The organism is Salinicoccus kekensis (assembly GCF_900220995.1).
Classification (GTDB): Bacteria; Bacillota; Bacilli; order Staphylococcales; family Salinicoccaceae; genus Lacicoccus; species Lacicoccus kekensis.
In genome coordinates this window covers 182,307-205,746 of record NZ_OBQF01000003.1, presented here as the reverse complement: position 1 = coordinate 205,746, position 23,440 = coordinate 182,307, and the positions used below count along the sequence as shown (strand labels likewise).

At 45.3% G+C, this 23,440-nt stretch carries 26 protein-coding genes and 1 riboswitch; of the genes, 9 read left to right on the top strand and 17 right to left on the bottom strand.

Annotated features, from left to right (window positions below):
* Positions 1-77 precede the first annotated feature (77 nt).
* Positions 78-176: riboswitch (SAM riboswitch) on the top strand.
* A 59-nt stretch (positions 177-235) separates the two neighbouring features.
* Complete coding sequence (locus CRN96_RS07545) at positions 236-1,513, top strand: O-acetylhomoserine aminocarboxypropyltransferase/cysteine synthase family protein (protein WP_097041051.1); 1,278 nt, start codon at positions 236-238, stop codon at positions 1,511-1,513.
* Entirely contained in the window at positions 1,513-2,430 is a 918-nt protein-coding gene (locus CRN96_RS07540) for a homoserine O-succinyltransferase (RefSeq protein ID WP_097040746.1), read from the top strand. The genes CRN96_RS07545 and CRN96_RS07540 overlap by 1 nt, the downstream gene beginning before the upstream one ends.
* A gap of 35 nt (positions 2,431-2,465) precedes the next feature.
* On the opposite strand, the gene CRN96_RS07535 is transcribed toward CRN96_RS07540, so the two are convergent.
* Together CRN96_RS07535 and aroF are read right to left on the bottom strand one after the other, a co-directional pair.
* A complete protein-coding gene (locus CRN96_RS07535) occupies positions 2,466-2,756 on the bottom strand; it encodes a chorismate mutase (RefSeq protein ID WP_097040744.1) in 291 nt (96 codons plus the stop codon).
* 19 nt (positions 2,757-2,775) lie between these two features.
* Entirely contained in the window at positions 2,776-3,813 is a 1,038-nt protein-coding gene (gene aroF / locus CRN96_RS07530) for a 3-deoxy-7-phosphoheptulonate synthase (RefSeq protein ID WP_097040743.1), read from the bottom strand.
* 416 nt (positions 3,814-4,229) lie between these two features.
* On the opposite strand from aroF, the gene CRN96_RS07525 reads away from it, so the two are divergent.
* A complete protein-coding gene (locus CRN96_RS07525) occupies positions 4,230-5,090 on the top strand; it encodes a prephenate dehydrogenase (RefSeq protein ID WP_097040741.1) in 861 nt (286 codons plus the stop codon).
* A gap of 185 nt (positions 5,091-5,275) precedes the next feature.
* Entirely contained in the window at positions 5,276-6,280 is a 1,005-nt protein-coding gene (argF, locus tag CRN96_RS07520) for an ornithine carbamoyltransferase (protein WP_097040739.1), read from the top strand.
* 85 nt (positions 6,281-6,365) lie between these two features.
* Here argF and CRN96_RS07515 read toward each other — a convergent pair whose 3' ends face one another.
* Entirely contained in the window at positions 6,366-7,211 is an 846-nt protein-coding gene (locus CRN96_RS07515; RefSeq protein ID WP_097040737.1) for a hypothetical protein, read from the bottom strand.
* A 345-nt stretch (positions 7,212-7,556) separates the two neighbouring features.
* On the opposite strand from CRN96_RS07515, the gene CRN96_RS07510 reads away from it, so the two are divergent.
* Entirely contained in the window at positions 7,557-8,648 is a 1,092-nt protein-coding gene (locus CRN96_RS07510) for a PLP-dependent transferase (RefSeq protein ID WP_097040735.1), read from the top strand.
* A 40-nt stretch (positions 8,649-8,688) separates the two neighbouring features.
* Here CRN96_RS07510 and mqo read toward each other — a convergent pair whose 3' ends face one another.
* The 3 genes from mqo to CRN96_RS07495 form a co-directional block, all read right to left on the bottom strand.
* Positions 8,689-10,197, bottom strand: coding sequence for a malate dehydrogenase (quinone) (mqo, locus tag CRN96_RS07505; protein WP_097040734.1), 1,509 nt, complete (start codon positions 10,195-10,197; stop codon positions 8,689-8,691).
* A 201-nt stretch (positions 10,198-10,398) separates the two neighbouring features.
* On the bottom strand, positions 10,399-10,728 hold the full coding sequence (locus tag CRN96_RS07500; RefSeq protein WP_097040732.1) for a PH domain-containing protein: 330 nt from the start codon (positions 10,726-10,728) through the stop codon (positions 10,399-10,401).
* Between the two features lie 13 nt (positions 10,729-10,741).
* The gene (locus tag CRN96_RS07495) at positions 10,742-11,410 is read right to left on the bottom strand and encodes an HAD family hydrolase (protein ID WP_097040730.1); all 669 of its coding nucleotides are present in this window, start codon (positions 11,408-11,410) and stop codon (positions 10,742-10,744) included.
* Positions 11,411-11,506: 96 nt separating this feature from the next.
* Between CRN96_RS07495 and CRN96_RS07490 the strand changes: the two genes are divergently transcribed.
* The gene (locus tag CRN96_RS07490) at positions 11,507-11,947 is read left to right on the top strand and encodes a YtoQ family protein (protein WP_097040728.1); all 441 of its coding nucleotides are present in this window, start codon (positions 11,507-11,509) and stop codon (positions 11,945-11,947) included.
* Positions 11,948-12,094: 147 nt separating this feature from the next.
* On the opposite strand, the gene CRN96_RS07485 is transcribed toward CRN96_RS07490, so the two are convergent.
* Positions 12,095-12,568 carry a glutathione peroxidase gene (locus tag CRN96_RS07485; RefSeq protein WP_097040726.1) on the bottom strand — a complete coding sequence of 158 codons (474 nt, stop codon included), beginning with the start codon at positions 12,566-12,568 and terminating at the stop codon, positions 12,095-12,097.
* Between the two features lie 125 nt (positions 12,569-12,693).
* Entirely contained in the window at positions 12,694-13,746 is a 1,053-nt protein-coding gene (locus CRN96_RS07480) for a PTS sugar transporter subunit IIC (RefSeq protein ID WP_097041049.1), read from the bottom strand.
* 364 nt (positions 13,747-14,110) lie between these two features.
* Between CRN96_RS07480 and CRN96_RS07475 the strand changes: the two genes are divergently transcribed.
* Complete coding sequence (locus CRN96_RS07475) at positions 14,111-14,458, top strand: hypothetical protein (RefSeq protein WP_097040724.1); 348 nt, start codon at positions 14,111-14,113, stop codon at positions 14,456-14,458.
* A 197-nt stretch (positions 14,459-14,655) separates the two neighbouring features.
* On the top strand, positions 14,656-15,126 hold the full coding sequence (locus CRN96_RS07470; RefSeq protein ID WP_097040722.1) for a hypothetical protein: 471 nt from the start codon (positions 14,656-14,658) through the stop codon (positions 15,124-15,126).
* Between the two features lie 40 nt (positions 15,127-15,166).
* Here CRN96_RS07470 and CRN96_RS07465 read toward each other — a convergent pair whose 3' ends face one another.
* The 9 genes from CRN96_RS07465 to CRN96_RS07425 all read right to left on the bottom strand — a co-directional run bounded on the left by CRN96_RS07465 (position 15,167) and on the right by CRN96_RS07425 (position 22,308).
* Complete coding sequence (locus CRN96_RS07465) at positions 15,167-16,015, bottom strand: MetQ/NlpA family ABC transporter substrate-binding protein (protein ID WP_097040720.1); 849 nt, start codon at positions 16,013-16,015, stop codon at positions 15,167-15,169.
* A 31-nt stretch (positions 16,016-16,046) separates the two neighbouring features.
* Positions 16,047-16,733, bottom strand: coding sequence for a methionine ABC transporter permease (locus CRN96_RS07460; RefSeq protein ID WP_097040717.1), 687 nt, complete (start codon positions 16,731-16,733; stop codon positions 16,047-16,049).
* A complete protein-coding gene (locus CRN96_RS07455; RefSeq protein WP_097041047.1) occupies positions 16,726-17,454 on the bottom strand; it encodes a methionine ABC transporter ATP-binding protein in 729 nt (242 codons plus the stop codon). The genes CRN96_RS07460 and CRN96_RS07455 overlap by 8 nt, the downstream gene beginning before the upstream one ends.
* 132 nt (positions 17,455-17,586) lie before the next feature.
* Entirely contained in the window at positions 17,587-18,273 is a 687-nt protein-coding gene (locus CRN96_RS07450; protein WP_097040715.1) for an ICP22 family protein, read from the bottom strand.
* Positions 18,260-19,597: a sensor histidine kinase gene (locus tag CRN96_RS07445; protein WP_342745140.1), complete on the bottom strand. Its 1,338-nt coding sequence runs from the start codon at positions 19,595-19,597 to the stop codon at positions 18,260-18,262. The genes CRN96_RS07450 and CRN96_RS07445 overlap by 14 nt, the downstream gene beginning before the upstream one ends.
* Before the next feature lie 45 nt (positions 19,598-19,642).
* Complete coding sequence (locus CRN96_RS07440; protein ID WP_097040713.1) at positions 19,643-20,317, bottom strand: response regulator transcription factor; 675 nt, start codon at positions 20,315-20,317, stop codon at positions 19,643-19,645.
* 151 nt (positions 20,318-20,468) lie between these two features.
* On the bottom strand, positions 20,469-21,041 hold the full coding sequence (locus CRN96_RS07435) for a thymidine kinase (RefSeq protein WP_097040711.1): 573 nt from the start codon (positions 21,039-21,041) through the stop codon (positions 20,469-20,471).
* 62 nt (positions 21,042-21,103) lie between these two features.
* Positions 21,104-21,472 carry an iron chaperone gene (locus CRN96_RS07430; protein ID WP_097040708.1) on the bottom strand — a complete coding sequence of 123 codons (369 nt, stop codon included), beginning with the start codon at positions 21,470-21,472 and terminating at the stop codon, positions 21,104-21,106.
* Positions 21,473-21,492: 20 nt separating this feature from the next.
* On the bottom strand, positions 21,493-22,308 hold the full coding sequence (locus tag CRN96_RS07425) for a metallophosphoesterase (protein WP_097040706.1): 816 nt from the start codon (positions 22,306-22,308) through the stop codon (positions 21,493-21,495).
* A 161-nt stretch (positions 22,309-22,469) separates the two neighbouring features.
* Here CRN96_RS07425 and dhaK point away from each other — a divergent pair, with 161 nt between their 5' ends.
* Positions 22,470-23,432: a dihydroxyacetone kinase subunit DhaK gene (gene dhaK / locus CRN96_RS07420; protein WP_097040704.1), complete on the top strand. Its 963-nt coding sequence runs from the start codon at positions 22,470-22,472 to the stop codon at positions 23,430-23,432.
* The last annotated feature ends 8 nt before the right edge of the window (positions 23,433-23,440 follow it).

Sequence of the window (23,440 nt, the reverse complement as noted above, 5' to 3'; positions counted from 1 at the left end):
TCGAACAATTTATAATTTTATAAAAATATTTGACAGACGACGCTTTAAATTGTAATATTAGACGCAATATTGAATATGGCTTATCAAGAGTGACGGAGGGAACTGGCCCGATGAAGTCCGGCAACCTTTTAAGTAAGGTGCCAATTCCAGCCGGGGATCCCCCCGGGAGATGAGCAGATCAGAGTCTGCTGAATTCGGCGGACTCTTTATTTTTTATCCAGGGAGGAAATTATTCATGTCTAAAGATTTCAAGTTCGAAACAAAACAACTGCACTCCGGCCAGGTGGTCGATTCCGAGACGAATTCACGCGCACTGCCGATATACCAGACGACTTCCTATGTTTTCGACAATCCGGAGCACGGTGCCAACCTTTTCGGCCTGTCGGAAGCCGGCAACATTTATACACGCATCACCAACCCGACGACTGCAGCACTTGAGACAAGAATCGCAGATCTCGAAGGCGGCACGGCGGGACTCGCAGTCGCGTCAGGTATGGCGGCAATCACTTACGCCGTCCAGGGAGTTGCGGATTCGGGTGACCACATCATCTCTACAACAAGCCTTTACGGCGGCACACATACACTCTTCACGCATACGTTAAAGAAGTTCGGCATTGACGCCACACTCGTCAATACAAAGAACCCGGACGACGTTTCACGTGAAATCAAGGATAATACGAAAGCGATTTTCGTGGAGACGATCGGCAACCCTGAAGGCAACATCGAAGATCTGGAAGCACTTGCTAAAATTGCAAAGGATAACGGTATCGTACTGATCGTCGACAATACTTTTGCGACACCTTACCTATGCCGTCCGATCGAGCACGGCGCAAACATCGTGGTGCATTCTGCAACAAAATTCTTAGGCGGCCACGGCACTTCCATCGGCGGAATCATCGTGGACGGCGGCAACTTCGACTGGAAAAATGGAAAGTACCCGGGCATGAGCGAACCTGACAATTCTTATCACGGCCTCGTCTTTGCGGACACGTTCGGTGACCAGGCGTTTGCATATAAGGTCAGGACGACCCTGCTCCGTGATACCGGTGCAGCGATTTCACCGTTCAACTCGTTCCTGCTCACACAGGGCGTCGAGACATTATCCTTAAGAATGGAAAGGCATGTTGAAAATGCCCAAAAAGTCGCTGAATATTTATCACAGCATGAAAAGGTGGAATGGGTGGACTTTGCAGGCCTCCAGGACAGCCCTTATAAGTCACTCCAGGAAAAGTACCTGCCGAAAGGTGCCGGTTCAATCTTCACTTTCGGTGTGAAAGGCGGATACGAGGCGGGCAAGAAATTCATAGAAGCACTCGAGCTGTTCTCACTCCTTGCCAATGTCGGTGATGCGAAGTCACTTGTCGTCCATCCCGCTTCAACAACGCATTCACAGCTGACCGAAGAACAGCAGGTGGAAGGCGGCGTCAAGCCTGAGACGGTGCGCCTCTCTGTCGGACTTGAGCATATAGATGATATAATAGAGGATATCAATAAAGGTCTGGATGCGATTTAATGCCAATAAAAATAATTGAAGGATTACCAGTAAAAACAAGACTGGAAGCGGAAAATGTCTTTACGATCGACGCTTCCAGGGCGATGACCCAGGACATCCGTCCACTGCGCATCGTCATATTGAACCTGATGCCAAAAAAGGAAGAGACAGAACTCCATCTGCTGAGACTGCTCGGAAATACACCTTTACAGGTCGATATTGAGTTTTTATATACAGAAACACATAAAAGTAAGAACACGCCGACGAGTCATCTTCAGAAATTCTACCGTACTCTGGATGAAATCAAAGACGAACGTTTTGACGGGATGATCATTACAGGCGCGCCGGTGGAAAAACTCGATTTCAACCAGGTGGATTATATAGAGGAACTTGAAGAGATTTTAAAATGGTCGGAAACTCATGTGTTTTCCAGGTTCTTCATCTGCTGGGGCGCACAGTTCGCCCTCAACCATTATTATGATTTCGACAAGATCACGCTGCCGAGCAAGCTGTTCGGCATCTTCAAGTATAAGAACATCCTTCCTTCACATCCTTTGATGAGAGGGTTCGATGATCAGTTTGAAGTTCCCCAGTCGAGGCATACAAGGATGGACTTCTCTACGCTTGATCAGCACCCGGATCTGAAAGTGTTGTCCGTCCATCCGGATTTCGGCCCGGATATTTTGAGCACATCGGACAGCAGGGACTTGTATATATTCGGCCACCTGGAGTATGAAAGGGATACGCTGCGGACCGAGTATGAAAGGGATGTAGAAAAAGGTCTGGATACAGGAATGCCGCATAACTACTTCCCGGATGATGACTCAAACAATCCACCATACTTCAACTGGAAGTCGCATGGTCACCTTTTATTCAACAACTGGCTGAACGAGACTTACCAGAACACTTATTACGACTTGAATGACCTTGGAAAATAAGAAGAGCACAGGCCGGCGGCCTGTGCTCTTTTTTATCATTTTTGGGAAACTTTCATATGATTGATGCTGTCGTTCTGATGCTTCCTGGAGAGTCCCATGAGATTTTTGATGAATAATTCACCATAAAGTTTTAACTCCTGCTTTTCAATCAAAGATACATTTTTGGCAATCACTTCTTTTTCACGCGATGAATCGAATACCGCGATGTCACGTGAGTACTTATACTGGGCAATTTCCTCTGACACTTGCATTCTTTTTTCAAACAAGCGCATTAACTCCCGGTCAATTTCATCTATCTCCCTGCGCAATTCTTCGTGTCTGCTCATGGGGACTCCTCCTTAATCATTATTTTTGGACGATTGTTTCGTTTGTAATCGTCTTGCCTTCCATTTCGGCAAGGATGTTGATATGCTGCATCAGATCTTTGAATTCTGCAGGCGTCAGGCACTGCTGGCCGTCACTCCATGCATTTTCCGGATCCTGGTGCACTTCTATCTGAAGTCCGTTCGCACCTGAAACTGTAGCTGCCTTCGCCATGGAAGGAATGACATATCTTGTTCCTGCAGCGTGTGACGGGTCGATGACGATCGGCAGATGTGATTCCTTCTGGATCACCGGTACAGCCTGAAGATCAAGCGTGTTTCTTGTCGCAGTTTCGAATGTACGGATACCGCGCTCACAGAAGATGACATTGTCATTTCCGCCGGCCATGATGTACTCTGCAGACATCAGCCATTCCTGAATTGTTGCTGACATGCCGCGCTTAAGGAGTACAGGTTTTTTCGTCTGTCCGAGTGCTTTCAGCAGGTCGAAGTTCGACATGTTACGTGCACCCACCTGGATGACATCCACCATTTCGACGAAATCATCGATATGCTCAGTGCCCATCAATTCGGAGACGATTGGCAGACCCGTTTCTTTCTTCGCCGTGTTCAGGATGCGCAGTCCTTCGATGCCAAGGCCCTGGAAGCTGTACGGGGATGTACGCGGCTTGAATGCACCACCTCTTAAAGTGTTCGCACCGGCATCCTTCAAAGCTTTCGCAAGCTCAACCGTGTCATCTTCATTCTCAACTGAACATGGTCCGGCACATACCATGAAATGGCTGCCCCCCACTTTCACGCCATCTATATCGATGACACTGTCATCTTCATGGAAGCGTCTGTTCGCTTTCTTGTATGGTGACTGTATCCTGAATACAGATTTCACTATCCTGTATTTCTTGAAGTCATTTTCGTCTACACGGGATGTATCACCGATAAGACCGATGATCGTCCTTCTTTCCCCGTCGGAACGGTGAGCGCGGAAACCTGCACTCTCGATATTCGAAACCAGCGTTTGAATCTCACTTTCTTTTGCATCATGTGTCACATGAATGATCATACAAAAACCTCCCAATAATTTTAAAAATAAAACTGCCACCTATATATAAATAGATAAGTGGCAGTTGGTGAAATAATATAAAAGTCCGTGCCTCCAGCCACTTATTTATAAATGGCTAGACATTACAAAATGCTTTAGCCATCACTGATACAAACTTTGATGAGTTTTACGTTTGTACACAATGATGGGTACAAACGGTATCAAAAATAGCTAAAGTAATACGGATTATTATTCTGTTGTTGAAGAATTGAGTTCAACATGATAACCGCTCCAATTTGTAATGTGTTGATTGCCATTATATTGGGTTGTGATTTATTTGTCAACCTTAAATATTAAAATGTTCAGATTTTTAAAAATCTTGTCGTATCCACCATTTCACTATATACTCACAATTATAATCATATTGGAGGAATTCTATGAACATAGTCATCATCGGCCTCGGAAATATTGGAGGTTCTTTTGCCGAGGCCATCCGGGAGGGCGGGGGCGGCCACAACGTCTATGCCATCGATGTGGATGAAGAGGCACTCTCACTCGCGGAAAAAGAGCAGCTGATCAAAAAGGGATTCACCGATCCGAAAGATATCATACCGGAAGCGGATCTGATCATTTTTGCAGTTTATCCCAGGGTCATCGTGGACATCATCGACCAGTACTATTCCCTTTTCCGTGACAATGCCATCATTACGGATGTCACCGGCGTCAAAAGGAAAATCATCGCAGAGATCGAAGAAAAACTTCCTCCGGAAGTCGACTTCATCTTTGGTCATCCAATGGCCGGGCGTGAAAACCGCGGTTTGAAATATGCAAGCAGCGAAGTTTTCAAAGGTGCGAATTATTTGATCACACCCACTGAACGGAATAAAAAAGAAAACATCGAATTCCTTAAAGGGTTCATAAAAGGGTTGGGCTTCCGTAACATTTCCGAGATTTCACCGGAATTCCATGATGAGGTCATCGGTTTTACAAGCCAGCTCGCACATGTCATCGCCATCTCCCTGATCAACAGTGATGATGCTGACCGGAACACCAAGAAATATACGGGTGACAGCTACAGGGACCTTACCAGAATTACGAACATCAACGAAAAATTATGGCCTGAACTATTTATCATGAATAAAGACTTTCTCCAGAAACATATAGATGACTTTACATTCCAGCTTGAAAAGCTTTCCAGGGCAATCAAGGATGAAGATATCGCCACAATGGAAGAGATGATGACAGAGTCACGGCGAAGGTATCATGATTTGCATGATTTAGAAATGCCCGATCAATGAAGAAAGCAGGACTGAACGGCCGGTCCTGCTTTTTTTGATGCAAATTCAATCAATTTCCGATGAGAAACAGATAATACACTAATTATTATGCACTTTATTAAATATTTATTTGCAAATGAGCATTTTATATGTATAATATGAATTATTAACTTTTTAGGAGATGGTTACATGGGGCGGCAAAGCAAATCAAATTAAATGAGTTTTACGGTAAAAGTTTTTTGAAGGAAGTGGATTTTTCCAAAGATGACCTGGAAGTTCTGATCGATCTTGCAGATGATCTTAAAACCAAAGAAAAACATGGGATTCCTCAGCGTTTCATGAGTGGAAAACACATCGCTTTGATCTTTGAAAAACAGTCGACACGCACACGTTCGGCATTCACGGTCGCAGCAACAAAGCTCGGCGCGAATGTTGAATATCTGAACAAGAACGATATCCAGCTGGGCTCGAAGGAATCTGTAGAAGATACCGCCAAAGTACTTGGACGCATGTTCGACGGCATTGCTTACAGAGGCAGCGAGCAGTCCACCGTCGAAGCACTTGGTGAATATTCCGACATACCGGTTTGGAATGCATTGACTGATGACTGGCATCCGACGCAGATGCTTGCGGATTTCCTTACCATCAAAGAAAATTTCGGAACTTATGAAGGCAAAACAATCACCTTCGTGGGTGATGGAAGGAATAACGTGGCGCATTCATTGCTCGTCACCGGCGCAATGCTTGGAGCAAACGTCCACATACTGGCACCTGAATCACTTCAACCTGCCCTTTCCGTGCAAAAAATGGCATATGATATCGCAGAGCAATCCGGCAGCAAGCTTTTAGTCACTGCTGACAAAGCAGAAGGTATGTATGGAAGTGATGCAGTATACACGGATGTATGGGTCTCGATGGGTGAAGAGGATGCTTTTGAAGAAAGGTTCAACCTGCTGTCTGAATACCAGGTGAATCAGGAGCTTATGGATATGAGCGGCAATCCGGATGCTATTTTCCTCCATTGTCTGCCTGCCATCCATGACACTGCCACTGATGTCGGTAAACTTGCTTATGAAAAGTTCGGCGTGAATGGAATGGAAGTTACGGATGATGTTTTCAGAAGCCCGGCTTCAAAAGTCTTCGATCAGGCTGAAAACAGGATGCACACGATCAAAGCATTGCTTGCAGTGACATGCGGCAATGTGCATTAAATGAATTAAGCATCTGATATAATGAATATAAAAACGACCCGGAAATGAATTTCCGGGTCGTTTTGCTGTCGTCTTTAAAACCTCTCTACTTCCTGAATATTTTTAACAGGCCGTCCAGGAAGCCGCCTTTATCACGTGAAGCATCATCTGACTTTTCTTTTTCCTCACTTGCCGGTTCATCGTCTGCATTCTCTCCTGAGCCGCCGGCACTGCTGTAATCACTCATATCGACATTCTTCCTGTCCGGGGTTTCACTAACTGAAGGTGCTCTTTTTTCATTGTTGTTGGCATCTTCAGCATCCGTGGCAGGAGATTCATTTGTATCGTCCATTGAAGCGTTCTTTTCTTCTTCCGAAACGTCACCTGAATCATCTTTATCAGCTGCATGGATGACTTCTTCCTGATCACTCTCATCAGGCGCTGAACCCATATTGGAATCATCTTTGTAAGGTTCAGACAGTCCAGTGTTTTCCAGAGCGCTCGCATACCCTATGTAACGTTGTGCGTTATCCTCATCATAACGCTCGAGCCTTTCAACCAGGTTACGGATATTACGCTTTAATTCACGATTTTCCTCCTGGATATCATCCAGTCTTGAAATGACGTGGCTGAACATTTCCCTGACTTCATCATTATCATTTGCCGGCACCATTTTATGAGATGCACCAGATATGATTTCATTGATTTCCCCCATGATTTCATCTGCAGCAGACTCAAGGGTATACCCCGGTTTCTTGGCTTTTTTAATCAATTCCCGGAGTATCAGAACATCATTTGCTGAAAACAGCCTCCTGTTATGCTCATCTTTTGCAACTTCATACTTTCTGTCTTCGAGGAGTCTGACGTACTTCCTCACATTCTGATCGGACAGTTCCACCAGTTCCGTAACCTGGGCCGTCGTATAATATACAGACTGATTGAGTTCTTTCATTACATTACCTCCGCTTTAAACGTTAATACTTATTATAACGGCATTACTGGATAATAACCATCCTTTAATCCATTATTTCTAAAATTATCGCCATTATAACACATGCGCGACCGCCGTTATAAGTGCTTAAGAACATTGATTTAAAGCCTTTCTAGGCGTTATTTCAACCATTCATGGAACATCATTTGAAAAATCATGCAGCATTCAAACCATTGCCCTCATAGCGTTAATTGTACTATAATTTTTCACTTTGATTGAAGTTGTCCCCTTCACCTTATTGACTTTAAATCGAATTATTTATAACATTGATTCCAATCTTCAAATTTCAGAATCCGGAGGTATTTAATGGATACTATACTTTCCCAATTATCATTAGTGAATGATCATACCGGTGCCACCTCGAACCCGATATATCTTGCCACAGCGTATCAGCACCCGGCGCTCGGCGAATCGACAGGGTTTGATTACACACGTACCAAAAACCCGACAAGGAGCCAGTTTGAAGAGGCTTTCGCCAAATTGGAAGGCGGCAGCCATTCTCTTGCCACTTCGAGCGGCATGGCAGCAGTGCAGCTGGTGTGCAACTTGTTCAGGCCCGGGGACGAAATCCTTGTGAGCTTCGATTTATACGGGGGTACGTTCAGGCTGTTTGATTTCTATACAGAACAGTATAATATAGCTTTCAGATATGTCGACTTCAACAAGCTTGAAGACGTCAAGGCGCATATGAGTGAAAATACGAAAGCCTTCTTCATAGAGCCGATAACAAACCCTTCCATGATCAGAGCGCCTCTGGAAGAACTGATTGATATTGCAAAAAACAACGATATTTTAAGCATTATAGATAACACTTTCCTGACACCTTACCTCTTGCGCCCTCTTGAAATGGGTGCTGATATAGTGCTGCATTCTGCGACGAAGTATATCGGCGGCCACAACGATGTATTGGGTGGCGTTGTGACCGTAAAAGATGAATCATTGGCCGAAAAGCTCGCCGCTTTCCATAATATGATCGGCGCTACGTTATCCCCGATCGACAGTTACCTCTTGATCAGAGGCTTGAAGACCCTGCATTTGAGGATTGAGCGCGCCCAGGAAAATGCAAGAGCACTTGCGAATCACTTCAATGATCATACAGCTGTCGAGGAAGTCCTCTATTCCGGACACACAGGCATGCTCAGCCTCAGGCTGAAAAAGAACTATGATGTCGGCAGGATTCTGGAAAACGTCAAATTATGCACATTCGCTGAGAGTCTCGGAGGGACGGAGACTTTCATCACATTCCCGTTTACCCAGACGCATGCAGACATGCCGGCTGAGGCCCTGGATGCAAGAGGCATCGACCGGCACCTGATACGGCTGTCCGTCGGGACAGAATCGTATGAAGACATCAGGGACGACCTCGATAATGCACTGGCTGAAAGCATAATTGATTGAATGCACAAAAAAGAAGCGGTTCATATGAACCGCTTCTTTTTTAACTCAACAATACACTGTCTTCATCCGAATACAGCTTCAACAGGTCGGAAGTATGCTCATGTATCTCCTGAAACTTTTCAGGGTGCTCCGACAACTTGATGCCGTACGAAGGAATCATCTCTTTGATTTTATCTTCCCAGCCTCTGTACTCTTCAGGGAAACAACGCTTCAGTATATCCAGCATCACTTCCACCGATACGGATGCCCCGGGAGAGGCGCCGAGAAGCGCAGCTACAGTGCCATCCGATGACGTTATAACCTCGGTACCGAACTGCAATGTCCCCTTCCCTTTCTCATCCGTATCCTTTATCACCTGTACACGCTGACCGGCTACGGTCAGCTCCCAGTCTTTGTCTTTTGCACTTGGTATGAACTCCCTCAATTCTTCCATACGTGCTTCATTGGAAAGCAGCACCTGCTGTATGAGGTATTTGGTCAACCCAAGTTCCTTTGCGCCCGCTGAGAGCATTGTGAACACGTTATAAGGCTTCACAGAATTGATGAGGTCAAAATATGATCCTGTCTTAAGGAACTTTGGAGAAAATCCGGCGAATGGTCCGAATAAAAGACTTTTTTCTCCGTCTATATATCTGGTGTCAAGATGAGGCACCGACATAGGAGGTGCTCCAATCTTCGCCTTTCCGTATACTTTGGCATTATGCTTGTTGACGATCTCTTCATCTTTGCATACAAGGAACATGCCGCTCACAGGGAAACCTCCGATATTTTTGGATTCCTCTATGCCTGTCTTCTGAAGCAGCGGCAGACTGTTGCCGCCAGCACCGATGAATACGAAATCGCTGATATGGAATTCTTTCTGGCCGGTCTCCAGATCTTCGACTTCCACCTGCCATCTGCCGTCATCCCTCTGCTTGAAGTTCTCGACGCTGTGGTTGTAGTGGACCTCGGCACCTTCCTCTTCCATGAGGGAGATCAATTTGCGTGATAAGGCACCGAAGTTGACGTCTGTCCCCGTATCAATCTTCGTTGCAGCAATTTCCTGTCCCGGTACACGGTCTTCCATCATCAACGGCAGCCACTCTTCCAGAGTTTCATAATCATCCGCAAACTCCATGCCTTCAAATAATGGATTCTTTGAGAGGCTTTCAACCCGTTTTTTCAGGAATTCCACATTTTTCCAGCCTTCCACAAAGCTTAAATGCGGAACGAGTTTTATGAAATTCTCAGGCGCTTCCAGTATCCCCTGTTCTACAAGGAATGCCCAGTATTGCTTCGATATCTGGTACTGTTCATTGATTTTCACAGCCTTGCTTATATCGAGTGATCCGTCCGCCATCTCGGGTGTGTAGTTCATCTCGCATAAGGCGGAATGGCCTGTCCCTGCATTGTTCCATGCATCCGAACTTTCCTGCCCAGGGCTGTCCAATCTTTCGAAAACCTTGATCTTCCAATCAGGATTAAGCTGTTTGATCATGGTGCCGAGCGTTGCGCTCATAATGCCGCTGCCGATTAAGATGATCTCTTTTTTATCATTTGAATGACTCATAACTGTTCGAGCTCTCCTTTTGAATACTTTGACCCTTTCCGACATATCAATGACAGAAGGTCGTATTTTTTGAATCTTTTATCATTAATACATTATACTCCTTTTGCCCGAATGATTAAAGGGTTTTCATATGATAAGGTCATACAGATTATCCAATGTGACATACTAATTAAAAAAGAGCCCTCACCAGGACTCTTTTAATCAGTTTAACTTTTCATCAACGAACTGGACAAATTCATCTCTGTCGCCTTTAGTGATATTAACCATCGCCATCTTACCCATACCCTGCGGGAATTCGAGGAATAAAGCATCCCTTTCCACGAAGACACTGACGATGTCCTGGTAGCTGAATACACGCTTGTATGGTTCACCGTTCATATCCACACTCATGATGAGACGTTCACTTGTTGTGATATAGGCGCCTTCAAACTCCGTCTGCTCTCCGACCTTGTACAATAAAGTACCCTGAAGTGCAGGTCCGAGCTTTTCAGTCGGGTATAATTCGTGTTCATCAATTGTTGTCAAATCCATTATTAGACACTCCTTAGTTGTATATTTGCCAATTTTTTTCCGTTGCTACCTTCAACAGCTTTTCATCCGGCTCCACGACAACCGGATTACCCACCAATTCCAGCATCTTTATATCCGAATAACTGTCACTGAAGGCCATGCTGTTCTTCCAGTCGACGTTCACCTTACTGTCTTTGAAATGGTTCATGAGCATTTCGACTTTCTTATCCGAATGCAGTCTGCTGAAGCGTTTCTTATGATCAAGTTTTCCATTCGTGTAATGGATGACCGAGCCGAATATATGATCGACATGCTCCGATTTGAACACACCTTCCAGCAACGGCATAAATGCACCGGACACTAAAACGATATAATAGTTCTCCTGCTTCAGCTTCCGCAGCCGGCCGACAAGATCAGGGCGCAGGTCAGCTACCATCGTTTCTGCAATCTCATGGAAAAACCTCTCTATTTCCTGTTGGTTCATTCCTTTGAATGCCTGGATATATTTTTCCAATGCTTTGTTCTGCATTGTCAGTTTAGGCACAAGCTTCATCTTGTAGCCGATATAAATGGGAGCGAAGTCTCTGAAAAATTTCTTATAGATATTTTTATAGTCAGGATGGCCTTTAATCTTATCAATCAGAATATCAAATGTTTCATCCGGGTACAGTGTACCGTCAAAATCAAACAGTGCAACTTTCATTATGCCACATCCTTATCAAACGATTCATTTCAATTCATATGTTACCATAATTATAGTAGAGTATGTATAACATGAGTTTTAAGGAGGAAATGATTGATGGAGTTTACAGTTTATCTCGCAGGGCAGATTCATGATGACTGGCGCGGAGAAGTTATTCAGAAATCAAAAGAAAAAGGCCTCAAATTGAATTTCGTGGGTCCGCAGACCGATCATGACCTGTCGGACAATATCGGTGAAAACATACTTGGTGAACAGCCCGGTTCCTACTACAAAGATGATGCCGCATCCAGCATCAACAATTTCAGAACAAGTGTCCTGATGAATAAGGCAGACTTCGTCATTGCATTATATGGTGAGAAATATAAGCAATGGAACACGACGATGGACGCAACTACAGCTATAAACCTTGGAAAGCCGCTGATCATCATCAGACCTGAAAGCGCAATCCATGCGCTGAAGGAATTATCCAACAAAGCGGATGTCACGGTGGAGACCGTGGACCAGGCGATCGAAGTCATCAATTATATTTACAAATAATCAAAACATGCTGATGTTTCCCGTGAAACATCAGCATGTTTTTTTAATGGAGGCAGTATTTCATAGATGATACATGAGCATTACAGCCAAAGTTCTTGAGGGCCTGAAGCCTTGATATCATGCATTTACCGACTGTAATGCATACCATTATAAAACTTTTTCTATATCCTCTTCGATGCTTTCCGGCTTGGTCTTAGGTGAGAACCGCTCCACCACTTCCCCATTTTTATCCACCAGGAATTTAGTGAAGTTCCATTTTATATTATCTGTAAACAACCCTTTTTTGGAAGACTTCAAATAATCATAGAGCGGGTGTGCATCCTCTCCGTTGACATATATCTTTTCATGTATCGGAAACGTCACTCCGTAGTTCAGCCTGCAGCTTTCTTCAGCCTCTTCAGCACTGCCCGGTTCCTGATTACCGAACTGGTTGCTTGGGAAACCAAGAACGACGAGGCCATCCTCTTTATGATCCTGGTACAGTTTCTCAAGACCGTCGAACTGGCCTGCAAAACCGCATTTGCTTGCTGTATTGACGATCAGCATGGGCCGTCCCTTATATTCCTCAAGCTTATAAGTGGTGCCATCCGTCTTTTTAACCTCGATATCATATATCGACATACATATCACTCCTCGAAAATATTATATCAGCTTCAATTTCAATATAATATCATTTAGTTTCCGGCGGCCTGCATAAAAAAGAAGCATACAGGCCAAATACCTGTATGCTTCCAATCATTGACTCATTAATATTTCTTCGCTGACTTGGCACTTGCAAAGCTCTGATCCGCCGGCAGGACTTCACTGTTTTTGATAGGGAAGTTCCTGAAAGCATAGCTTCCGGCAAGGCCCACCAGGAAACAGATGACGGCACAGATAGCTGCATAGAGCAGTACCTGGCCTGCAGGGTTGAATCCGAACATCACGAGCAGTCCAGGTGTAGGGGCTGCTGTTCCGGGCGCATTATTAATCATGCCGGAATATGCGATGATAATCCCGCTCAAGGCACCGCCGACAAAGTTCGTCGTATAAATCGGTATCGGGTTTGACGTGACCAGATCGGCCTTCGATAATGGTTCAATCGCAATTGAAATGACCGATTTCAGTTCCCCGATCTTAAGCTTGTGGAGCAATGTACTGTTCATGAAAGCTGAACCGAATGCGGATAAAGCGGCAACTGCCATCGGTGCACCCGTCAGGCCGAGCATTGCTGTCAATGCCATGGAACTGAGTGGTGATGTACCAACGACTGTCACTATTCCGCCGAGCATGAGTCCCATGATCAACGGGCTTGCATCCATGGCAAGTTCAATGATCGCACCAATCCTCAGCAATGATCCGTCAACAAGCGGTGTGATCAGCTGGCCGAACCATCTTGCCAGTGGTACAGCAAAAAGGATGACCAGAATGAAATCCATTCCGAGAGATACTTTCTCCTGTAAGAATTTTATAAGAAACGCAACCAGGTAGGCTGCAAATAATGCAGGTATCAGGCCGATTTCCCCGAAAGCGACTGCAAGTATTGCAGAGTTCTGAGGATTTACGCCCATTTTCAGACCTACGAGCATGGCAACGATGACGCCCGATAATGTCCCGGCGACCGTGCCCGTCTCCTTAAAGAAATCCAACGCAAAAATATCACCTATCACATATCCCTGAAGCGCTTCCACCAGGAACGTCGCAATTGCAGCTGCAGCCAAAGCGCTCATCACTTCGCTGCCGTACGGCGCATAATATGTAAACAGGCTGAAAAACACCAAAATCAACAGTAAAAGTCCTATACCTATTAACTGATCGATTATAAACTCCTCCAAACTTTTTTATAAAAAGGCTTTCATTAATGTGAAATTTCAAACTTCAATGTGAAAATTCAATCAATGAAAGATATTCAATATGTACCATTATAGTTAGTTGCTCTAATTATCACAAATCAAAAATTGGCAATATCAATGAAATTATGGTGATATTACACCGTTTTTAGTGAAAAAACACACATTTGTCTTATTTTTATCATAAATGTGTAAAGTATTCTTTATCCGCCAATCTGCAGCTTCACTCCATCCAAAATTTGATAATGAGTATTTAAAACTATATCATGTTATTATAAATTATCAATGCCGAATCGGGTATGGATAATTAACACACTCAATAGGAGGTTTCATTATGCTTCGTCATGTAGTCAACTTTTACGTCGGAAAGAACATGTTTGATAACGGACTTCAGAAAATCCAAAATGATGGTGAACTCGGGGAGGATTTTGAAGACAAGTTCAATGTCGACAGCACGCAGATGAAAGCCGCAGGTTACTTTGAGGCTATCGGCGGTGCGCTGCTGTTCTTTACATTATTCAGCAAGACACTTGTAAGAATCGGAATCATAATGATGAACATTGTACTCGGGGCAGCGATATTCAAGCATTACAAATCAGGTGACAGCTTTGAGGAAACGAAAGGCGCACTTAAGTTCTTCAGCCTGAACACTTTAAGCTTCCTTGAGACTTTCCGTAAATAAGATGCAAGCCATGGCATCAATTGCCATGGCTTTTATTTTGCCTTAAATCATCACCTTCCAGTTTATCCATCTGTCAGGCGGGATAAAGTACAAGTGACTGTATAATACGGAGCACCTTCCGGGATATTGAGAACCCGGGTTTTATTGAATGACTTTTACCGGGATTTGAAGTACAGTATTATAAATGAGGTGATGAAATGGTGAAGGAATATTTGGAAGACAAGAAACTGATGAAATCGATCATTGCTAAATATGCGTGCGACCTGGGCAGAATCTGGGAAAAGAGCCATATGGAAGATTTTAAATTAACGATCATCAACAAGAACAACAGCCGTTCAATCGACTTTAAGAAATTGAGGAATGATTTGAAGTCGGCTTATGATATACAATATGCACACCAGCTGAAAGGCATTTATATGCTCTTCAAAGATGGCGACCTGTTCATCGTCGGCAACAGCAGGGAGAACATCTTCAAGCAGCTGAAGACGGATTTCAGGAAAGATGAAGGTTTTGCACAGCTGCTGGAATCAAATGATGTCAGACTCACGGTGATACGTATGCATGATATGGACAGCATCCATAATGCACGCCTTGAAGCGGTCATCACGGATATTTACACCAAGCTCTTCAAAGCAAAGCTCGCCGAGCAGTACGAACTGAAGATATGAAAAAATGCCAACGTTATAAAATAACGTTGGCATTTTTTCATTATTCTCCAGGTTCAAAAGCGGGCTCCAGGTGCCCCTCTTCTTCAAGGTCGGATAGGAATTCATATACTTCATCGGAAGTGAATGCTTCCTGAAGCGCCTGGATCTCTTCTGAATCCTGATTGTCTTCACGTGCGACCAGAGTGATTGCGAAAGTGTTGTCTTCATCTTCCTCCAAAAATACCGCATCATCCGGCGTCAGCCCGATACTGTCGATATAAGTCGGATAGTTGAAGACGAGTTCGACCCCATCTTCATATGATGAAGTCAGATTCAAAAGGTCCACATGAGTGAAAGTGAAATCACGGGGGTTCTCTTCAATGTCATCAACAGTCGCATCATATGTTACGCCGTCCGCCAAGGTGATCAGATCATTCTGCTCGAGGACCATCAATGCACGGGCTTCATTTGTTGCATCACTTGGAATCGCGACCTCCGCCCCATCTTCAATCTCTTCAATCGAATCGTAAACAGGTGAGTAATAACCCACGATCGCATTATAGATCGGCTGGAGTGCAACGAGATTGCCGTCCCGCTCCTCATTGAACATTTCCATGAAAGGCTCATGCTGGGCGAAGTTTGCATCCACTTCTTCGTTTAACAAAGCTTCGTTGTATTGGATATTATCCGCCACTTCGATCATTTCGACCGAATAAGGTTCTTCAATCGATTCTCCCGCAATTTCGACGACGTCAGTCATTGGGATCGTCTGTGACGCCACCTGGATTTCCGTATCTCCGGAAGCCTCGCCGCCTGTTTCCTCTTCTGTTTCTTCCTCTCCGTTGCCGCATGCTGCAAGGGCAAATACCATGACACTCAGTACTATAAACCATAAATTACGTTTGAACATGTCTCACACTCCTTAAAATTTATTGATTCGATTATCTTTTATCCAATTTTTTGGCCAGTCTCAGCCCCCACCACTGAATCAGCTGGACAATGATGATGATGACGATGATCGCAGTGTACATGATGTCCGTTTCATATCTTTGATAACCGTAACGGATGGCGAAATCCCCGATTCCGCCGCCGCCGACCACGCCCATGATGGTGGAGTAGGATATGAAGCTGACGAAAGCGGTGGTGAATCCGATGATCAATGAACTTCTGGATTCCACAAACAGGAACTTCCATACCAACTGCGGAATCGACGCTCCCATGGACTGGGCCGTTTCGGTCACGCCTTTCGGCACATCCAGCAATGATTGCTGCACAAAGCGCGCATAGAGTGCGATGGCGATGAGCATCATGGGAAAAGATGCCGCCACCGGATCACCGGTTGCACGGCCGTACACTGCCCGGATGAATGGCTGCATCGCGACGACAAGCAGCAGGAAAGGGAATGATCTGACGATATTGACAAATGCGTTGGACAGCTGATATATGAACACATTCTGCATCGGCTGTCCCCTCGCCGTCAGGAATAAAAGCGTTCCAAGCGGAAGACCGAGTACGATGGCCGCCACCATCGCAAACCCCATCATGATACCCGTCTCCCAAAGGCTCTCGAATAATGCCGGCCAGTATTCTATGACCCGCGTGACATACTCCTGGAAAGTATCAGGCATCTTTCAATACCTCCAACACACGCTGGTGATATGAATCATAACTGCGCTTCTCTTCCCCGCGGACGATATCTATGATATCGACCAGATGACCATTTTCCAAAACCGCACAACGTTCACACATGCTTTTGACGACATCCAGTTCATGCGTCACCACAAGCACCGTCATGCCGAAAGTTTCGTGTGCCTTTTTCAACACCTCGACGATTTCTTCCGTCGTACTTTCATCAAGCGCAGATGTCGGCTCATCACAAAGGAGTATTTTAGGCCGGGTGATGAGTGCACGCGCTATGCCGACACGCTGCTTTTCACCACCTGACAGCTGACCGGGATAACGGTCTGATTTTCCGCCAAGGCCGACAAAATCCAGCACCTCGCCGACGCTCAGGGGATCTTCATATTTATGCAGCTCAAGCGGCAGCCTGACATTTTCACTGACTGTCTTATTATTCAACAGATTAAACTGCTGGAAGATCATACCGATGCTTTTCTGGTGCTGCCTCAATCTCTTTTTGGATAAAGAAAATACATCCGTCCCGTCCACTTCAACGGTTCCCTCCGTCGGTGTCTCAAGCGCATTGATGAACCTTAATATCGTGGACTTTCCTGCACCGCTCTCCCCGATCAATCCAAAAATCTCATTTTCACCGATTTCAAGCGACACATCATCCACTGCATTAAATGCGCCTTCCTGCCCCTTATATGTCTTGGTGACATTGGTCATTGTAATCAAAAGCCTGACCTCCCCGTGTCCAATCGTCTTTTAAAATATACCAGAGAACCCATGGAAAATAAAGCCTATCGACGAGGTATGAAAAAAGGAAACGGGTGGCATCCACCCGCTTCCCTTCCATCATCAATCATCGTCCCAATCATCATCCCAGTCATACTCTATATAGTAGTTCTGATTCTGGGCATTGGATTCAGCCACCTGTCTCATGAAGGTTTCCAGATCCCCGATCTCATCGAACTCTATATCGAGGAAAATCACTTTATTGACGCTTCCATTGACAGCATTGATGGAAACAATGGCGCCTTCATCGTCGCCGTCGATAAGATTAGCAATCAAATACTCACTCGGGTTCACATCTGTATTCAATGTGGAGTGCAGGAATAATCCCCCGACCTCCTCCATTGCGATATCTCTAGCCTCTTCAGCCGGCATTAAATCAGGGCCCTCATCCGGAACGCTTTCTGCCGGTTCTCCGGGGTCGTCCTCCGCATGCTGCTCATCCCCATTCTCTTCAATGGTTTCCTCTTCATAATCCGGATTTTCAGATGATGTTACATCCACCACCCGGCCTTCTGCTCTGTTTATCGTGATTTCATACAGGTATTCTCCATCATCGACGCTTACCACAAAGTATTCATCCCCACTCCCGAGCGAAACATTGCTTATATCACCCTGATAACGGTCCTGTACGATCGCCCGCACTTCTTCTTCATCCATATAGTCAGCAGCTGTATAGTGCATATATGTGATGCCGATTATAACGCCCAGAATTATAGCTCCCGCTGCGATCAGCAATTTACCGATTTTCATCTTTCCACTCCTTTACTCCGTCGAATTCCAGCGTGAATGTCGTACCTGAACCGACCCGGCTTTTGACACCGAGGGTGATGCCATTCACTTTTGCCAATTCATCTGCAATGGACAGGCCGAGACCCGAACCGCCCGTTTTTCTCGCCCTGGCTTTATCCACCCGGTAGAAGCGGTCGAATATTTTGTCCAGATCCTCTTCAGGGATTCCGATGCCTTCATCAGTGATGCTCACCATTACTGCCTCATCTTTTTTTTCAATGTCTATGGTGATATCCTCCGAGCTGTATTTATAAGCATTATCCATAAATATTTTAAGCAGCTGATCCAGGCTGTCCGGGTCTGCATTGACGAAGATCTCACTGTCTAGGGTCCTGAGATGGATGTTTCTCTTATAAACCGGCTCCAGGCGGGACTTGATCTCTTCTGCCATATGCACTATATTCAGCCGCTCCGGCCTGAAATTCTCCCTTGCCTGTGCGGCCTTGCTGAAGCTCAGCAGTTGTTCGGTCAAATACTTCATCCTTTTCGCTTCATCGGAAATCGCATGGATGCTTTCATCAAGGATGTCTTCCCTCGTTTTGCCGAATCGCTTCAGCATCTGGCTGTAGGAATCTATGACGGTGATCGGCGTCTTCAATTCATGGGATGCATTCATTATGAATGCCTGCTGGTGTTCATCATTCTTTTTAAGGTCGAGCATCATTTCATTGAATGATTCCGATAAATCTTTCAATTCCTTCGTGTCATTTTCGTTCACCTCGAGCATCGTATAGCCACTCGTATTTTCAGTTTCCTTCATCTTGCCGATCAGCTTGTTGATCGGCCGGATGATGATATTTGTGATCAGCCGGTTCAGCAGATAGATCACCACAATGATGATCACCGTCGATATGATCAGTATCCACTGTAAGATGTTGAATGTATCATAAATGAACTCTATATTCTCATAAACCTGCAGATTATAAACTTCACCGTTTTCCCATATGATCGGCAGGGAGACCATGACAAAATGTATATCGCCATACGTTACAACGTCGGTATACTGCCCGGTGCTGTAAGGTTCGAAGCTTTCAGAGTAACTTGCACTGGTCGATATCCGGAGCTCCTGCTCCCCCGTTTCGCTGATGAGAGTGATGAAACCGTCCGACAGCAGGTGTGACTGTAATACGGCCCGCCTGTCGACATCATTTTCCTCTGCATTTTGGAGCTCCTGCATTATATTGATGCCGCGTCCCTCCAGCTGGTTCATTTCGGCATCCAGCGAGAAATTCTGATAGCTGTAATAGACGAATATATTGATAAGTATGACTACGACCGCCGACATCACCGTGATATATAGTTGGATTTTAGTCCCCAGTTTCATCATCAGTTAGTCCTTTATCATGTAACCGATGCCTCTGACACTGGAGATCACAGACGGGGCTTCCCGGTCGATTTTTTTACGCAGATACCTGACATATACATCTACCGTGTTCGTATCGCCGAAATAATCATATCCCCATACCGCTTCAATGATCTGCTCCCGCGAGAGCACCTGGTTTTTATTCGTCAAAAGATAATAAAATAAATCATATTCTTTCTGGGTCAGATGCACATCTTCATCTTCAATGAAAACTTCCCTTGTCGACGGACGCACCTGGATATGCCTGAATTCCAGTTCATCGCGGGTTGCCGGGCGGTACGAACTTTCTTTGAGCTGCGCACGGATGCGTGCAAGCAGTTCTTCTATCTCAAACGGCTTCGTCATATAATCATTTGCACCCGAATCGAGGCCGCTGACCTTATCCATCACAGCATCCCGGGCCGTCAGCATTATGATGCGTATATGTTCATCTTTCTGCCGTATCCTCCTCAGCACTTCAAGTCCGTTCAATTCAGGGATCATGACATCGAGCAGGATCAGATCGAACCCTTCTTTTTCATACAGTTCCAATGCTTCTTTGCCCGTATATGCATTGACGACATCGTAGGATTCAAATTCCAGTTCAAGCTGGATCACGCGGGCAATCTTTTCATCATCTTCGACAATTAAAATTTTAGACATAATTTCCCCTCCCGAGACATCGTCCCCTCCCCCTCATCATACATTCCCGAACTGGAAAGATGATTAGAGGCATCTTAAAATTTGATTAAAACTTTTATTCTCATGATTATACAATAAAAAAAGCCGATATGATCACATATCAGCTGTTTCCCTATACCAGGGGCAGGTATTCTTTATAGCACTTCCTGCAGACGGGGACGTATTCTTCATCCCCGATTTGGATCGTTTCCCCCACATTGACGGGTTTCCCGTCCATCATGCGCATGTTCAGCGTGGCCTTCTTGTTGCAGTACTGGCACACTGTCTTCAACTCATCAATTGCATCAGCCAGTTCAAGAAGCGCCTTGCTGCCTTCGAAAAGCTGATTGCGGAAGTCGGTTTTAAGTCCGAAAGCGATGACTGGAATATCCAGCTCATCAGCGATATCGCTCAAATGATGCACTTCCGATTTTCTTAAAAACTGCGCTTCGTCCACCAGCACTGCGTAAACCTTCTCCTCAACATGTGCGGCCTTCACTTCATTGAATATATTGTCGGTGACATACTCCGCATCCAGTTCAAGGCCGATCCTGGATTCTATCTTCTTAAAGCCGCTCCTCGTATCCACCGGGGTTGAATATGCCAGGCATCTCTTGCCCTGGGTCGTGTACTGGTAATGTGTCGTGATGATCTGGTTGCTCTTGTTGCTCTGCATCGTGCCAAAACGGTAATATAACTTAGCCATGACGAAATCCTTTCAATAATGCATTCTCTTTATGAATATGATCAAATACAGCAGATGGGGCATCATCTCCAGAATTTATCATAACCCTTTTTATCTTCGATATTGTAGTCGATCATTTTCTTGAGCAGCCCGTAGTCCACTTCATCTGAATACTTGATGCGGAACAGGCCCTTGGTCTGCGAATAGCCTGCTTCCTCGATCTCTTCTGTGAAAAGCGCCATCGTCTTTTCTTCCGGTGAGATGGACATATGCTTCTTCGCGCTGTCGATGCCGAGTATGAACGTGCCGTTTGAAGTGTACATCGGCGTATTCCATTTCACTTCCTGATCCAGCTCCGGATAGTTCGAGTCGATCCAGCTGATGATTTCTTTGAACTGCTCCTGATGTGCAGAATCATCAATCGTCCGTATATAATCTTCAAAAGTTTCCATAGTCATTTCCCCCGCCTATTTTAAATTTCTATGACATAAAACGCATTTCCAATTTCTGTTCTGATATCGTCCGTCCGCCATTCCCTTTTGTATCCGAGGCACGGGCATATATAAGTGATGCCGTTTTCCGTGAGCGAATGCCGGAAATGTACATGCCCCATGATGCTGTAGTGCACCGGGAAATCGTTGCATATTGCATTGAAATCGCTTGTCCCTATGAAGGCATTATAATAGTCGAACAACCGATGCGGCATCGGTACTCTGAAACGCTTCGATGTAACGATGTGCGTTACAAGTATAATCTTCCTACCCCCGAGACTCTCAAGGTCTTCCCTCACCGCCTGTGAAAACTGCCTGGACATCTCAACATCGCTGTAACGCCATGCGATATTGTGCTTATCCTGCCATGTTCCGCCGTAATACGCACGTTTCTCCAGACGGTCGTATGAAAACTCCCCGGAGGCATATGTGTAGTCGTACCAGCCTGTGTGCCCCGCTATCGCCCATTCCTCATTGACGATATAAGGGCGTTCCACCAGACATTCGGGCTGCTCGGCATAACGCTTCAGAACTTCTTCTGTATCCTGTGTGATCTCCTTCTGCCAGAGATCGTGATTGCCGGGAACGAACTTTATTTCAGTGCCGCTTTCCTCTGCAACTGTGCGAATGAAATCCATCGTTAATTCATAACTGTTTGAGATATCGCCTGCAATCAGCAGCAAATCTATATTACGGTCCTTTATCTCGGCGATCAGGGCTTCCTCATACAACGGTATATTATCTTCACTGTTATTATAGCGGTCAATATGTAAATCAGATATGATCCCTATCCTCATTTTCAAAACTCCATTTACTGCGTAATTCCTTCTCTTCACCATTTTCCATTTCTTTGTTCAATTTGTCCAATATTATTGATGGATTGCATGTCGACTTCACCGGTCTTTTATTTTCAATGGAATTGTTAATGCGTATAATGGAAGGAAAGGGGGATTTTAAAATGAAGAAACTGATCAACAGCCGGGAACATTTTGTGAATGACATGCTGAAAGGCTTGAAGTTCGCCGATCCGAAAATTGAAATCATCGCAGATACCGTCGTCGTCAGGAAGAACAAAAAGGAATCGGGGGTCGCACTCATCTCCGGTGGCGGCAGCGGCCACGAGCCCGCTCATGCCGGATATGTTGCTGAAGGTATGCTGGATGCAGCCGTCTGCGGGGAAGTCTTCACGTCTCCTACACCGGATAAAGTGCTTGAAGCCATCAAGCATACAGATAACGGTGACGGGGTCCTTCTCATCATAAAAAATTACTCCGGTGATGTCATGAACTTCGACATGGCCAAAGAGATGGCTGAAGCGGAAGGACATAAAGTCGAATCTGTGGTCGTCAGGGACGACATTGCAATAGAGGACGCTGAAATGAGGCGAGGCGTGGCAGGTACAGTGCTCGTCCATAAGTATGCCGGCTGCCTTTCCGAAAAAGGGCACACACTCAGCCAGATTAAGGAAAAAGTGGAGAAGATGATGTCCAGCCTGCATTCGATCGGTATGGCGGTCCATCCATGCATGGTTCCCACCACAGGCGAATACGGCTTTGACCTCGGTGAGGAGGAAATGGAGATTGGCATCGGCATCCACGGGGAAAAGGGTATATACCGTGAAAAGATGGAATCGGTGGATAAAATTGTGGACCGGCTGCTTAAGGAACTTTATAAATACAATGACAGTGACAAACTGATCGTGATGATCAACGGCATGGGCGGGACGCCGCTCAGCGAACTGTACATCGTCACTGACAGGGTCATGAGCGCCCTGGATGATAAGGGTGTGAAAGTCTCAAAGCTGCTTGTCGGTGATTATATGACCGCGCTTGATATGCAGGGTTTTTCAATCACTGTTCTGGATCATGACGACCAGGTGGTCAGTGCATTGAATGCCCCGACGGAATCCACACACTTTTAAGGAGGAGA

Bases quoted from the DNA above. Each gene is read 5' to 3' on its own strand.
- CRN96_RS07545 (WP_097041051.1), top strand. From the start codon at position 236: ATGTCTAAAGATTTCAAGTTCGAAACAAAACAACTGCACTCCGGCCAG.
- CRN96_RS07540 (WP_097040746.1), top strand. From the start codon at position 1,513: ATGCCAATAAAAATAATTGAAGGATTACCAGTAAAAACAAGACTGGAA.
- CRN96_RS07535 (WP_097040744.1), bottom strand. From the start codon at position 2,756: ATGAGCAGACACGAAGAATTGCGCAGGGAGATAGATGAAATTGACCGG.
- aroF (WP_097040743.1), bottom strand. From the start codon at position 3,813: ATGATCATTCATGTGACACATGATGCAAAAGAAAGTGAGATTCAAACG.
- CRN96_RS07525 (WP_097040741.1), top strand. From the start codon at position 4,230: ATGAACATAGTCATCATCGGCCTCGGAAATATTGGAGGTTCTTTTGCC.
- CRN96_RS07515 (WP_097040737.1), bottom strand. From the start codon at position 7,211: ATGAAAGAACTCAATCAGTCTGTATATTATACGACGGCCCAGGTTACG.
- CRN96_RS07510 (WP_097040735.1), top strand. From the start codon at position 7,557: ATGGATACTATACTTTCCCAATTATCATTAGTGAATGATCATACCGGT.
- mqo (WP_097040734.1), bottom strand. From the start codon at position 10,197: ATGAGTCATTCAAATGATAAAAAAGAGATCATCTTAATCGGCAGCGGC.
- CRN96_RS07500 (WP_097040732.1), bottom strand. From the start codon at position 10,728: ATGGATTTGACAACAATTGATGAACACGAATTATACCCGACTGAAAAG.
- CRN96_RS07495 (WP_097040730.1), bottom strand. From the start codon at position 11,410: ATGAAAGTTGCACTGTTTGATTTTGACGGTACACTGTACCCGGATGAA.
- CRN96_RS07490 (WP_097040728.1), top strand. From the start codon at position 11,507: ATGGAGTTTACAGTTTATCTCGCAGGGCAGATTCATGATGACTGGCGC.
- CRN96_RS07485 (WP_097040726.1), bottom strand. From the start codon at position 12,568: ATGTCGATATATGATATCGAGGTTAAAAAGACGGATGGCACCACTTAT.
- CRN96_RS07475 (WP_097040724.1), top strand. From the start codon at position 14,111: ATGCTTCGTCATGTAGTCAACTTTTACGTCGGAAAGAACATGTTTGAT.
- CRN96_RS07470 (WP_097040722.1), top strand. From the start codon at position 14,656: ATGGTGAAGGAATATTTGGAAGACAAGAAACTGATGAAATCGATCATT.
- CRN96_RS07465 (WP_097040720.1), bottom strand. From the start codon at position 16,015: ATGTTCAAACGTAATTTATGGTTTATAGTACTGAGTGTCATGGTATTT.
- CRN96_RS07460 (WP_097040717.1), bottom strand. From the start codon at position 16,733: ATGCCTGATACTTTCCAGGAGTATGTCACGCGGGTCATAGAATACTGG.
- CRN96_RS07455 (WP_097041047.1), bottom strand. From the start codon at position 17,454: ATGACCAATGTCACCAAGACATATAAGGGGCAGGAAGGCGCATTTAAT.
- CRN96_RS07450 (WP_097040715.1), bottom strand. From the start codon at position 18,273: ATGAAAATCGGTAAATTGCTGATCGCAGCGGGAGCTATAATTCTGGGC.
- CRN96_RS07445 (WP_342745140.1), bottom strand. From the start codon at position 19,597: ATGTCGGCGGTCGTAGTCATACTTATCAATATATTCGTCTATTACAGC.
- CRN96_RS07440 (WP_097040713.1), bottom strand. From the start codon at position 20,317: ATGTCTAAAATTTTAATTGTCGAAGATGATGAAAAGATTGCCCGCGTG.
- CRN96_RS07435 (WP_097040711.1), bottom strand. From the start codon at position 21,041: ATGGCTAAGTTATATTACCGTTTTGGCACGATGCAGAGCAACAAGAGC.
- CRN96_RS07430 (WP_097040708.1), bottom strand. From the start codon at position 21,472: ATGGAAACTTTTGAAGATTATATACGGACGATTGATGATTCTGCACAT.
- CRN96_RS07425 (WP_097040706.1), bottom strand. From the start codon at position 22,308: ATGAGGATAGGGATCATATCTGATTTACATATTGACCGCTATAATAAC.
- dhaK (WP_097040704.1), top strand. From the start codon at position 22,470: ATGAAGAAACTGATCAACAGCCGGGAACATTTTGTGAATGACATGCTG.